This window comes from Metabacillus rhizosphaerae (genome assembly GCF_037201795.1).
GTDB lineage: Bacteria > Bacillota > Bacilli > Bacillales > Bacillaceae > Metabacillus > Metabacillus rhizosphaerae.
In genome coordinates, this window is the sequence record NZ_CP147403.1 from 4,432,127 (window position 1) to 4,444,618 (window position 12,492).

The following is a 12,492-nucleotide window of genomic DNA, read 5'->3' on the forward strand; positions in this document are numbered from 1 at the left end:
TCAACTTGTAAAGTAAAATTTTAAAAATGAAGGTGTGATTTTGATTGAAACCTGTCATTACTTGTATACAACTTGATATTAAATTCGGTGATCCCGCATTCAACTATCAGCAAGTAGAGGAAAAAGTAGCTGTTGCAGTAGAAAAGGAAAATCCAGCGATCATCGTTTTACCTGAGCTTTGGACAACAGGCTATAACCTTACTCGCTTAGATGTGATAGCCGATGAAAAAGGGGAAAAAACGAAACAATTTCTTTCCCGACTCGCAAAAAAATACCATGTTAACATCATCGGTGGGTCTGTTGCTAAAAAGATGCAGGACAATGTCACCAACACGATGTACATCATGAACAACCAAGGTGAGTTTGTTCATGAATATAGTAAACTCCACTTATTCAAATTAATGGATGAACATCATTACTTAACTGCAGGAACTGCAAAAGGATTATTCGAAATCAATGGAATAAAAAGTGCTGGTGTAATTTGCTATGATATTCGTTTTCCGGAATGGATTCGTGCTCATACAACAAAAGGAGCAGAGATTCTATTTGTAGTAGCTGAATGGCCTTTACCTCGACTAAATCATTGGAGAACATTGCTTTTAAGTCGTGCAATCGAAAACCAATGTTATGTTGTAGCTTGTAATCGATCAGGCTCTGATCCTAAAAACGAATTTGCTGGTCATTCCATGATAATCGATCCTTGGGGTACGATTATCGCAGAGGCTGACGAAAACACTGGTTTCATTTCAGCAGAAATCGATGTTGAAACAGTCAAACAAGTAAGAGGGCAAATTCCTGTATTTGAAGACCGACTTCCTGACTATTATAAGTGATTTTCATATTAACTGTTGACAAATCCAAATAATCATTGGTAACATGCTAATCAAGCATTACATTTTCTTAATAGCGAAAATGTTCTAAAAATAACGTAATTTAGTAAACATTAATTTTTTAATGTTTATCCATATTGATCTCTTATCAAGAGTTGGCAGAGGGACTTGGCCCTATGACGCCGCAGCAACCGACCATACTACCATTGCAAAATGGGGTGATTCTATTCACCTTGGAATATTCCAATAGGGCACGGTGCTAATTCCATCAGAAAGGCGATCTTTCTGACAGATGAGAGGTGCGAAGCGACGCCTTCAAGCCTCTTTCATACTGAAAGGGGCTTTTCTTATTTTCTAAAGAAAAGCCTCCATCAATCAAACTACTAATATTTGGAGGTATTATTATGTCTACTAAAAAGTCATCTGTTTATGAACCATTAACTGAAAGTGGTGCAATCGCTCTAGCTAAACGATTACAACTATTCGAAGAAAATAGTAATCTACTTTGCAATGAAATTGGAGATGGAAACTTAAATCTCGTTTTCAAAGTTAAAGATAGTAAAACAGAAGAAAGTATCATCATTAAACAGGCACTTCCATATGCAAAGGTAGTAGGTGAAAGCTGGCCATTAACATTAGATCGTGCCCGTATCGAAACACATGCATTATTAAAACAAGCGGAATTTGTTCCTCAGTATGTACCAAAGGTTTTTTACTCCGATGAAAAGCTTGCCATTACGATAATGGAGGACTTATCACGCCTTCAAATATCTCGAGCTGCACTCATTGAAGGTAAAGATTTACTCCTGCTTTCAAAACATATCGGAGAATTTTTAGCTAAAACTTTATTTTACACATCCGACTATGCTGTTAATCAACATTATAAAAAATCATTAGTCAAACAGTTTATCAATCCTGATCTTTGCAAAATAACTGAAGATCTTGTTTTCACAGATCCATTCTTCGACCACGACACAAATGATTTTGAACCAGAGCTCGGGCAAGATGTTGAACAAATATGGCAAGATCAAGCTCTCAAGTTAGAAGTTGCTAAGCTTAAACAGAAATTTCTTACAAAAGCTGAAGCACTTGTCCATGGTGACTTACATACTGGAAGCATTTTTGCTGATGATAAGGAAACGAAAGTGATTGATCCTGAATTTGCTTACTTCGGACCGATCGGTTTTGATGTAGGCCAGGTATTCGGAAATTTCCTGTTAAATGCAATTTCACGAGATGTTGAAAACCAGGGAGTGCTTTTCACACATATCGAAACAACTTGGAATGTTTTTGTAGAAGAGTTTTCGAAAGCTTGGAAAAATGATGGTCTTGAGATCTTCACGAAAGTTGACGGATATTTAGAACATGTATTATCTGAAATTTTCGAAGAAGCAGTTGGTTTTGCTGGTTGTGAAATCATCCGCCGTACAATTGGTCTAGCACATGTAGCTGACCTTGATTCAATTCAGCCATATGAAAAAAGAATTTCAATAAAACAACTTGCTCTTACAATAGGTAGTGAACTTATAAAAAATCAAAAAACAATTAAAGGTCCAACTCAATTTAAAGACTATGTGAAACAAACTGTAAATCAATAAGTCAATTTCTAAATAGTTTGTCCCTTTTGGATCCTTAAAGCAATTTAAAGAGTTTAAAACTAAGTAAATAAGCAAATTAGGCTTGATAGTATGAATTATCTAAAATTAACAAGCATCGCAATCAGCTTTTAAAAGAATTAGCAAAAATAAAGGAGTTATTGAGCATGGCAACAACAAAATTTACGATTCCTCGTTCAGTTATTTGGAAGGATGAATCAATCTCCCTATTAAATCAGCAAAAAATTCCGCATGTAACAGAATATCTTGAATTAACAACGATAGAAGCTGTCTGGGAGGCAATTCAAACCTTAAAAGTAAGAGGTGCTCCTGCTATTGGGATTACTGCAGCATATGGCCTAGCATTATCAGCCTTACAAGATCAATCTAATTCACTTGAGGCTTTTCAGCTTAATCTCAAACAAAACCGAGATTATTTAGCTAGCTCAAGACCAACTGCTGTGAATTTAGTATGGGCTTTAGACAGATTGGTTACTAGTTTAGTTGAAACGAAATCCATCAATGAGGCTAAAACAAAGCTCGTACATGAAGCAATTCAAATTCAGGTAGAAGACGAAGAGGTTTGTCGATTAATTGGAGAACACGCACTCTCAGTTTTTAACGATGGTGATCGCATTATGACAATTTGTAATGCTGGGTCAATCGCAACGGCAAAATATGGAACAGCTTTAGCTCCATTTTATTTAGCAAAGGAAAAAAACAAAGCATTAAGTGTCTTTGCTTGTGAAACCCGTCCGGTTTTCCAAGGTGCACGATTAACAACATGGGAACTTATGCAGGCTGATGTTGATGTTACATTAATTACTGACAACATGGCGGCACATACAATTAAGTCAAAAAAAATCTCAGCTATTATTGTGGGTGCTGACCGTATTGCAGCTAATGGTGATACGGCAAACAAAATCGGTACATTCAATTTAGCACTATTGGCAAAATCTTTTAACATTCCATTTTATGTAGCAGCACCTCTATCTACATTTGATCCTTCTATTTCAGATGGTAATAAAATTCCAATTGAGGAGCGTAATCCGGAAGAAGTAACTGAGGTTAATGGTGTACGCATTGCTCCAGAGGGTGTAAAAGTATTTAACCCTGCATTTGACGTCACACCTTCCGAGCTAATAACAGGAATCATTACAGAAAAAGGGATTCTTTCTGGTGATTATCAAGTATTAATTTCAGAATTATTTACTCTCTAAATTGACAAAGCAAAAACCTTAGTCCTCCATTTTTAACGGGCTAAGGTTTTTACTTTTAGAATTTTTTTTGATACTTTGACTCATACTTGCTCCCTGATGCTTCCATTTTTTCTAACAACCCTTTTTTTTCAGCTTCTGAAATGATATGAAGCTTTGAAAATAACGATGCATAGAAATAAACCTTTTTTGGACGTTTATGAATCCACATCTTGCTTGCCCCTTTCTTTACCATACGCAACTTTTTTCCCTTACTCAAATAATATGTTACGTAGCTAAAATGGTGACAAGTTAGGGCTTGTGAATCTTGTCAAATCAATATTTTATTTCTATAGATATTCAACCTGTTTATAACACTTTTTTATTTCAATCTGGATGATTATTGATTTATTGGTAGAGTAATATGAAAGGTAGTTCCTTTCCCTTCTTCACTTTCGACATCCACGATCCCTCTATGCTCCTCAATAATTTTATAGCTCACCATTAAACCAAGACCTGTACCACGTTCTTTCGTTGTATAAAATGGTTGCCCAAGTCTTTTTATTTTATCTTCAGAAATACCTGTACCTCTATCTATAATTGATACTACTATATGCCTTTCATCTTTTCGTTTAATTTGGACATCTATCTGTCCACCCTTTGTCATAACCTCAATCGCATTTTTTAAAACATTAATAAAAACTTGCTTTAATTGATTAGGTTCACAATAAATTAAAGGCAGGTCTTTTTCTAATGAAAGCTTCATTTGCACATTTACAAGAATCGCTTGCGCGTTTAAGCTTCATTCAATTGTTTCCTTCATAATCTTGCCTATTTCTATCTTTAAATATTTAATTGCTTGAGGTCTTGCTAAAATTAAAAATTCAGTAATGATTGATTCTATTCTACTTAATTCTGATGTTATCACATTAAAATACATTGAAAAGTCATCCTTCACACTTCCTTCAAGAAGCTGAATGAAACCCTTTAATGCTGTCATAGGATTACGTATTTCATGAGCGATTCCCGCTGCTAATTCACCTACGACATTTAACGTATCAGATTTTCTCAACTGCTCCTCAAGCTCCCTTTTTTCCGTCACATCACGAAAAACTGCTAAATTCATATTTTCATTGATATTACTTTTTAAGGTGAATTCTAAGATTTTTTCTTCTCCATTTTCAAATTTATAGGTAATTTCTTGTAATGATTCTTCCCAATATGTTGAGGCGAACTCTGTATGAACTCGATCTTGTTTTAAATCAGAGAATAGTAATTCATATAGGTTAAATGAGATAATATCCTCAGAAGAACCATTTAAAATACGCATTGCAGAAGGGTTTGCTTCAATGATTTCAAAGTCATTGTTAAATAAAACAATTCCATCCATCGCCCCATCAAATATTTTACGGAACTTTTGCTCACTTTCTTTAAGAATCTTTACCATACGTTTTCTTTCACTTACATTGCGAAAAATCGTTAAGTGGTGTCCTTCAGCTATATCCATTTTTGACGTAAATTCGAGCTCCTTATTTTGCCCATTAGGCATATGAAACAGGAGTTCCTCTCTAATTGCTCCCATTTGAAAGTATTCCTTTTTTACTTTTGCAAAAGCTAGTGTCGTTTGATCGATAAAATCAAGAATATTTCTAGTGACAAGCTCCTCTTCTGCCAATTCAAATGTCCGGCTTGCGGCTTGATTTACCCTTAAAATTTGACCATCTTTTCGCCAAATCATTATGGCATCAATCGCATTTTCAAAAATCTCTCTAAAGCGTTCCTCACTCTTATAAAGCTTCAATTCCATCGAGCGCTTTTCAGTAATATCTCTCATAATAGCCATATAAAAACCATTAATAATATTTGAGGTTGTAGTGAATTCAAAAATTTTCTTATCACCATTTTTCAGGACAACTGGTAGTTCGCCTTTAGCACTCCCGTTTTCCTTTAATACACCCCATAATTTATCCAGCTTATCATTATCTTGTTTATCGATAAAATCATTAAGTGCATATGAATTTAATTGTACTTTGTTTATTTCAAAACTTGTACAAAAAGAGCCATTTGCATCAATAAAAGAGCCGTGCTGATCAAAGATAACAATGCCATCTACAGCACGATGAAACAAATCTTTAAAAAGCTGCTCATTAATTGTTCTTTCACGTTCAAGCATTTTCTTAAACGATACGTCCTTAAGCATAGCAAGATCATATCCATTAAACGCCCGTCTGCGCAACGAAATCTCTAAAAACCTTACTTGTCCGTTTTCTAATTTTACAACTACCTCCTTCCCGAATGAGTCTTTCTTATATAGTTCATCAACTAGTTGCTTTATTTCATTCTTGGGAATAAGTGTAAGAAAATCATAAAGGTTTCGTTTACAAAGCTCTATCTTTGTTAACTGAAACATATGACATGCTGAAGAGTTTACATCAATAAATCTCATCTGTTCATCAAATATTGCAACAGCATCAAGTGCACCTTCTAATATATTTTCGTGCTGAAGAACCTTCGTTTTAAGCAATTCATTTTCAGCCTTTAATTCAGCTAATTGTTCTTTCATAGTAACGATTTCGTTTTCCTCCATCGTCTGCTTCAATCTTTTCACCCCTAATTACCACAATCTTCACTATCAAATATTCTACAAGGAGTGTCATTGTCCTTCACTTATCTACAAAAAGGTAAGAAAAACTTGACTCTTCGCCAAGCGCTATGGTGAAAGTCATAGTTTTTATAGCACAATCTTATTTGAATATAATTGTAAGAAAAATAGGTTTGCTTTTTTTCGAAATTAATTATGATAGATGTTGGCATATTTGAGATTCAATTGATTTCATAACCATTCTTACATTAAGGTTACACTTTCGTTACATCCCCAATAAAATATATGTCATTTTACGAATAATAGTTTAGTAAGGCATTGAGCTAGGGAATAAAATGAAGGACATAGTATTTCTCTCGCATTAACTTGCAGCAAAAGTCCATTAAGTCTCATTTTATAACTTCAGAAGAAAAGGTGAAAACATGAAAAATCGAGATAGTTACTTCGATAATGCTAAATTCTTTTTAATACTTTTAGTTGTTTTTGGACATATCATTCGCTCATTTATTGATGACAGTCCAATGATTATGAATATATACAAGTTTGTTTATACCTTTCACATGCCAGCTTTTATCCTAATTTCTGGATATTTCGCGAAAGGGTTTAGAAAAAAAGGCTATGTGTCAAAAATAACGAAAAAACTCATACTTCCTTATCTTATTTTTCAAGGAATCTACTCAGTTTATTACTTTTTTATTGAGAAACAAGGTTCAATCGTTCTTGATCCATTAGATCCACATTGGTCGTTATGGTTCTTGATCAGTCTATTCTTTTGGAATGTACTTCTTTTTGTAGTTACAAAACTTCCAACTAAATGGGCATTGGTTTTAGCATTTTCAGCTGGGTTAGCAGTTGGTTATTTTGAGATCATAAGTAATTATTTAAGCTTATCGAGAACATTTGTCTTCTTCCCATTGTTTTTAGTCGGCTTTTACTTAAAACGCGAGCACTTTACGTTTATTACCAAAGTACCTGTAAGAGGGATATCCATCACTTTATTAACGATAACATTTATAATGTATTTTAATCTCAACTTTGATTATGAATGGCTTTTCGGATCAAAATCGTACTCACATTTTGGCGAGCCGTCTGTCTTGAGTGCTGTTATTCGCCTAGGATTTTATTGCTTAACACTTATTACATCGATTAGCTTTTTGGCGTTAATTCCGAAATCCCATGCCTTTTACACGGAATGGGGAACACGAACATTTTACGTCTATTTATTACACGGGTTTATTATTCAATATATGAGGAATAGTGAGTTGTTGGATTGGATGAAAGATTATCAAAGCCTTAGCTTTATTATTATTTTATCTATCCTTTTAACATCAACACTATCAACCAAAATCGTAAAAGCTCTCACCCAGCCTTTTATAGAATTACGTGCATCTACATTCAACTATTATTTAAAGAACTTTACAACATTAAATACAAAATCTGATTAAGAAGAGCATACCCTGCTCTTCTTTTTATATATGACTGATTAAACCCACTTATTTTCTTCCATACTATGGCTATAAAACCAGTAACACAAGTACGATTTTTTGAGCAATTATGATACAATAAGATTTTAATTCCGTGATAATAAAGATTGACAAAAATATAGGTAGAAGTGGTGTTACATTAAATGAAAACTGTTTTATCAACATTAAATGCAAAATACATTCATACAAGTCTTTCTATTCGTTACTTAAAAGCCTATGCAGCTCCTGAGTATAATATAGAACTAGCCGAGTATACAATTAAAGATCCTTCAATGAATATTGTCACAGATCTTCATTCAAGAAAACCCGAAATACTTGGTTTCAGTTGTTATATTTGGAACATAGAAGAAACAATTAAAGTTATTAAGATGCTGAAGAAAATTAATCCCTCGTTAATTATTGTCCTTGGCGGTCCTGAAGTAACCTATGATACAAGAGAATGGATGGAAACAATTCCAGAGGTTGATTTTATTATGATTGGTGAGGGCGAACAGTCGTTTAAACAGCTATTAGATGAATTACATGGAGAACAAAACTTTGCTAACGTAAGTGGCATTGCATACCGTGAAAAGGATTCTATTCAAATTAAGCCACAACGAAATAAAGTTGATTTAAAAGAGCTTCCATCTCCATATCGATTTGATGAAGATCTTCCACATCTTGCAAAACGTGTGACATATATTGAAACGAGTCGAGGTTGTCCATTTAGCTGTCAGTTCTGTTTATCTTCAATCGAGGTTGGTGTTAGATACTTTGACCGCGAGAAAGTAAAAGCTGATATTCGCTTTTTAATGGAACATGGAGCAAAAACAATTAAATTCGTCGACCGAACCTTTAATATAAGCCGTAGCTATGCAATGGAAATGTTCCAATTTTTAATTGATGAACACAAGCCTGGAACCGTATTTCAATTTGAAATAACTGCTGACATTATGAGACCTGAAGTTATTCAATTTTTAAATGACAATGCTCCAAAAGGTTTATTCCGTTTTGAAATCGGTGTGCAATCAACAAACGATGAAACAAACGAGCTTGTAATGAGAAAACAAAATTTTAATAAACTAACAAGAACCGTAACAATGGTAAAAGAAGGCCAAAAAATCGATCAACATTTAGATTTAATTGCTGGATTACCTGAAGAGGATTACAATTCATTCAAAAAAACCTTTAATGATGTATTTGAGCTACGACCTGAAGAGCTTCAATTAGGCTTCTTAAAAATGTTAAGAGGTACCGGGCTCCGATTGCGAGCTGCTGACCATGGCTACGTATTTATGGACCATTCACCATATGAAATATTAAAGAATAATGTCCTCTCCTTTGAAGATATGATAAAAATCAAACAGGTCGAGGATGTATTAGAAAAGTATTGGAATGACCATCGTATGGATGAGACAATTGAATATTTAGTTTCAACTGTTTTTGCTTCTCCATTTGACTTCTTTCAAGGCTTCGGAACGTTCTGGGATGAAAAAGGCTGGACAAGAATTGGTCATCAGTTAGAAGACTTATATAAGCACCTTTATGACTTCCTTGAGAATGCAAAAAAAGATGAGTTACACATTGTTAGTGGATTTATGAAATATGATTATTTGCGAAATCAAAAATATAAACCACGTAAGCCTTGGTGGAATGATGCGTTAGAAAAGCATGAGAGAAGTACAATCTATCATGCGATCTTAGATAATCCGCTTATTTTAGGTGAAGAATTTGCTAGTAAACAACTATCTGAAAAAGATCTATTTAAACATACAGTACTTGAAACACTTCCATTTAATGTGAACCATTATTTAAAAACAGGAAAAATGATTGAGCAAGATTCATTAATTCTCGTTCATTATGACCCATTCCACTCTAAAACTACTGTATATTCAACTGCATTAACTGAACTTGATTTAAAAGTTAGCTAAAAAGTGAGAGGTTTTATCCCTCTCACTTTCTCTATTTTTCTTTACGTTTTTTTCCTTCTTTTTTTCCCTTGTTTTTATTCCCTTCAATTACACCATATATTTGTGAAGCATTAATATCCCCAAGCTCATGTCCAAACTCTTCTTGTAGGAGATCCTTAGATGTTGGTTTTTTATGATTTTCCATATCTTTGCTTTTCATATGTTTTTTTGTCATAGTAATATTACTTCCCTTGCTTTCCTTTTTTTGAATTACGATTTGCACCCTTCATCGGGTCTTTATCATCATTAATTTCAGCAAATTCTGTATCAGGAAGGCTTTCAGTAGGTGTAAAATTATGTTTCGTTGCCTGGTTTCTAAAAGCTTTTCTTTTCATTAAAATCACCTCAAATTCATTTATTTAAGATGCTACATATATACTTTTACCTAAATTGCTTTTTTATATCATAGGTAGTAAAAGGGAAATTCAATTTTCATTATGCTCATAAGCGATGAGTACAATATCTTCTCCTGTTTCTTCTCGTAGCTTAGATTCCATTTGAAGTATAGATTGAATTTGTGACTCCGTTAAATTCGCAACAGGAAACTCTCTCTGATTGTCCATTTTCTCACCTCACCTCTATCCTTATTTACTTTTTCAATTTCATATCTAAATTATGTACGGGAATAATAAGACAGAGGTGAGCTTAGTGTCTAAAGGTAAAAAAACAAAAATTTCAATCGAAGATACATTACCACATCAAATTAATTCGCCTTCCTGGAAGGAAACAGGGATTGAGATGAAAGAGCCTTTTGTTAATGAATATGGTGTAATGATTGGTGATAGCTTCTATGATTCTGAAGTATCTCCATTAAATCAATGGAGCGATGAGATTGATCCAGCCATTATGTCAGGGGAACAATGGATACATCCAACAAATGATATTGGGTGGAATACACCTGAAAATCGTGAATTAATTGAATCAAAGAGGAAACCACTTGGTGTTCCTTTTACACATCCTGATAAAGATGTAAGCTATAATAGTGATTAGAAAAGAATGAAAAAGTTGGTTGAAAGATCTGTTTCTTTTATTTCATCCTTCTTTTTTTGAGTTTATTATTTCATAAAATATAAGCAATCGAGTAGGAGGGGGTGACTAACCCCCGACCTCTCACACCACCGTACGTACCGTTCGGTATACGGCGGTTCAAATTAAGTGTGACGTAAAGTTTCGTATCGTTCAGATAGACTTTTGAGACCCTCTTTTCTCCAGAAAGAGTTATTGAGGGCACGGTGAAGGATTGGACTACTGGTTATTCGCCAGTAGCCCTTTCTGCTATTTCCCCATTCATATGCTTTGTGTTTATCAATTCCTAGTCCTATAAGTTTCCTTATCCTTGTTTTAGGAAGTTTCCACTGTTTCCAGTAACACAATCTCAGTCTTCTTCGAATCCAACTTTCCAAACCTTTAAAGATACTTGGAGTATCTGCCAATGCGTAATACCCACACCAACCCACTAAATACTGATTTAATTTCTTTATTCTTACATCCATTGGTATCGGTGATTTTCTTGACGTTATTTCCCTAACCTTCTGTTTAAATCTCTTGATGCTTTGTTTGGATATACGTATTTTCGGCTCTTTTCTGTTAGTAAAACTAAAGCCTAAGAATTTTCGGTTCCATGGTCGTTCTACGGCTGATTTCTCACGATTTACCTTTAAACTAAGCTTCTTTTCAATGAAAGACGTTACACCCGCCATTGTTCGTAAGCCAGCTTTCTTAGATTTCACGTAAATATTACAATCATCCGCATACCTCACGAATTTATGCCCTCTATTCTCTAATACTTTATCTAACAAATCTAGGATGATATTTGAAAGTAGTGGACTTAGCGGACCTCCTTGTGGAGTTCCCTCTGTATTTTGTGAGACCACGCCACCCATCATAATCCCGACATTGAGATATTTTCGAACAAGATTTAGTAGAACTTTATCGTCAATACGCTTTGACAGTAGCCCCATGAGTTTGTCATGGTTCACTTTATCGAAGAATTTCTCTAAGTCTATGTCGACTACCCACCTATAACCATCTTCGATGTATCCTTTCGCTTTCCGTACAGCGTCATGCCCTCGTCTTTGTGGACGAAACCCATAACTGTTTTCAGAAAATGTTGGGTCATAAATTGGGGTTAATGTTTGAGTAATCGCTTGTTGAATGAAACGGTCTATCACGGTTGGGATTCCTAGTAATCTAACTCCGCCGTTTGGTTTCGGGATTTCGACACGACGAACGGGTTGAGGTTCATAGGTTCCCTGTTGGAGAGACTTTCTCAATTCGTCCCAGTGCTCGACAATATACGAACGCAGGTTTTGGGTCGACATCTTGTCTACACCGTGACTACCTCCGTTACGTTCCACTCGTTTAAGAGCGTTCAGTAAGTTTTCTCGTGATAGAATTCGTTCCATTAACATTAAGATATATCCTCTCTACGTGAATGAGATGTTCTATTTGTGCCATTAGTAGCTCCACCCTCTTGAAGTCCCCTGTGTATTCACCACTTCTTCCTTCAAGTAAGTCTCGTAAGAGATTGTCTGTTTCTACACTACTTATGAACGCCTAGTTCTCATCCTTCCTAACTTGTTCAGTCCTTCCCTTTCATTCTCGAGTTTGAAAGGTACTATGACCTCTGCTGACTTCTGACTGTTCAGCTATCTATCACTAGATAGGTTGCCAAGAGTGCTTGGCTTATCAGTCAGACCTCCCCAGGTAAGAGTACAGTCTTTCACTCCATCTATCTGCTTCATTTACTCTATACCACCTTCGGCAGAAAGGACTTTGTTTTGTTAAGCAAACTCATCCAATGGTATCTAGCCTTATATGAAGTTCGTATTCCTCA

The 12,492-nt window shown here is 34.9% G+C and carries 11 protein-coding genes, 1 pseudogene and 1 riboswitch; of the genes and pseudogenes, 6 read left to right on the forward strand and 6 right to left on the reverse strand.

Annotated features, from left to right (window positions below; genetic code table 11):
• Positions 1-44 precede the first annotated feature (44 nt).
• The 3 genes from WCV66_RS21525 to mtnA all read left to right on the forward strand — a co-directional run bounded on the left by WCV66_RS21525 (position 45) and on the right by mtnA (position 3,645).
• Positions 45-833 (forward strand): carbon-nitrogen family hydrolase, encoded by a 789-nt coding sequence (locus WCV66_RS21525; RefSeq protein WP_338786793.1) that lies wholly within the window; start codon positions 45-47, stop codon positions 831-833.
• A 139-nt stretch (positions 834-972) separates the two neighbouring features.
• Positions 973-1,129: riboswitch (SAM riboswitch) on the forward strand.
• 105 nt (positions 1,130-1,234) lie between these two features.
• Positions 1,235-2,428, forward strand: coding sequence for an S-methyl-5-thioribose kinase (mtnK, locus tag WCV66_RS21530; protein WP_338786794.1), 1,194 nt, complete (start codon positions 1,235-1,237; stop codon positions 2,426-2,428).
• A gap of 164 nt (positions 2,429-2,592) precedes the next feature.
• A complete protein-coding gene (mtnA, locus tag WCV66_RS21535) occupies positions 2,593-3,645 on the forward strand; it encodes an S-methyl-5-thioribose-1-phosphate isomerase (protein WP_066331087.1) in 1,053 nt (350 codons plus the stop codon).
• Between the two features lie 55 nt (positions 3,646-3,700).
• On the opposite strand, the gene WCV66_RS21540 is transcribed toward mtnA, so the two are convergent.
• On the reverse strand, positions 3,701-3,853 hold the full coding sequence (locus tag WCV66_RS21540) for a hypothetical protein (RefSeq protein ID WP_157094369.1): 153 nt from the start codon (positions 3,851-3,853) through the stop codon (positions 3,701-3,703).
• 168 nt (positions 3,854-4,021) lie between these two features.
• Positions 4,022-6,220, reverse strand: a pseudogene (locus tag WCV66_RS21545) (PAS domain S-box protein).
• A 425-nt stretch (positions 6,221-6,645) separates the two neighbouring features.
• Here WCV66_RS21545 and WCV66_RS21550 point away from each other — a divergent pair.
• Entirely contained in the window at positions 6,646-7,668 is a 1,023-nt protein-coding gene (locus WCV66_RS21550; RefSeq protein WP_066331091.1) for an acyltransferase family protein, read from the forward strand.
• A gap of 182 nt (positions 7,669-7,850) precedes the next feature.
• Positions 7,851-9,617, forward strand: coding sequence for a B12-binding domain-containing radical SAM protein (locus WCV66_RS21555; RefSeq protein ID WP_338786795.1), 1,767 nt, complete (start codon positions 7,851-7,853; stop codon positions 9,615-9,617).
• 31 nt (positions 9,618-9,648) lie between these two features.
• Here WCV66_RS21555 and WCV66_RS21560 read toward each other — a convergent pair whose 3' ends face one another.
• The 3 genes from WCV66_RS21560 to WCV66_RS21570 form a co-directional block, all read right to left on the reverse strand.
• Positions 9,649-9,831 carry a hypothetical protein gene (locus WCV66_RS21560; RefSeq protein WP_066331095.1) on the reverse strand — a complete coding sequence of 61 codons (183 nt, stop codon included), beginning with the start codon at positions 9,829-9,831 and terminating at the stop codon, positions 9,649-9,651.
• Positions 9,832-9,838: 7 nt separating this feature from the next.
• Positions 9,839-9,991 (reverse strand): hypothetical protein, encoded by a 153-nt coding sequence (locus WCV66_RS21565; RefSeq protein ID WP_185653087.1) that lies wholly within the window; start codon positions 9,989-9,991, stop codon positions 9,839-9,841.
• Positions 9,992-10,081: 90 nt separating this feature from the next.
• Entirely contained in the window at positions 10,082-10,219 is a 138-nt protein-coding gene (locus WCV66_RS21570) for a hypothetical protein (protein ID WP_185653086.1), read from the reverse strand.
• A gap of 85 nt (positions 10,220-10,304) precedes the next feature.
• On the opposite strand from WCV66_RS21570, the gene WCV66_RS21575 reads away from it, so the two are divergent.
• Complete coding sequence (locus tag WCV66_RS21575) at positions 10,305-10,646, forward strand: DUF3905 domain-containing protein (RefSeq protein WP_232329014.1); 342 nt, start codon at positions 10,305-10,307, stop codon at positions 10,644-10,646.
• 161 nt (positions 10,647-10,807) lie between these two features.
• Here WCV66_RS21575 and ltrA read toward each other — a convergent pair whose 3' ends face one another.
• Complete coding sequence (ltrA, locus tag WCV66_RS21580) at positions 10,808-12,067, reverse strand: group II intron reverse transcriptase/maturase (RefSeq protein ID WP_338786043.1); 1,260 nt, start codon at positions 12,065-12,067, stop codon at positions 10,808-10,810.
• Between the last annotated feature and the right edge of the window lie 425 nt (positions 12,068-12,492).

Coding starts and splice junctions, on each gene's coding strand:
- WCV66_RS21565 (WP_185653087.1), bottom strand. CDS start 9,991: ATGAAAAGAAAAGCTTTTAGAAACCAGGCAACGAAACATAATTTTACA.
- WCV66_RS21550 (WP_066331091.1), top strand. CDS start 6,646: ATGAAAAATCGAGATAGTTACTTCGATAATGCTAAATTCTTTTTAATA.
- ltrA (WP_338786043.1), bottom strand. CDS start 12,067: ATGTTAATGGAACGAATTCTATCACGAGAAAACTTACTGAACGCTCTT.
- mtnK (WP_338786794.1), top strand. CDS start 1,235: ATGTCTACTAAAAAGTCATCTGTTTATGAACCATTAACTGAAAGTGGT.
- WCV66_RS21555 (WP_338786795.1), top strand. CDS start 7,851: ATGAAAACTGTTTTATCAACATTAAATGCAAAATACATTCATACAAGT.
- WCV66_RS21570 (WP_185653086.1), bottom strand. CDS start 10,219: ATGGACAATCAGAGAGAGTTTCCTGTTGCGAATTTAACGGAGTCACAA.
- WCV66_RS21540 (WP_157094369.1), bottom strand. CDS start 3,853: ATGTGGATTCATAAACGTCCAAAAAAGGTTTATTTCTATGCATCGTTA.
- mtnA (WP_066331087.1), top strand. CDS start 2,593: ATGGCAACAACAAAATTTACGATTCCTCGTTCAGTTATTTGGAAGGAT.
- WCV66_RS21560 (WP_066331095.1), bottom strand. CDS start 9,831: ATGACAAAAAAACATATGAAAAGCAAAGATATGGAAAATCATAAAAAA.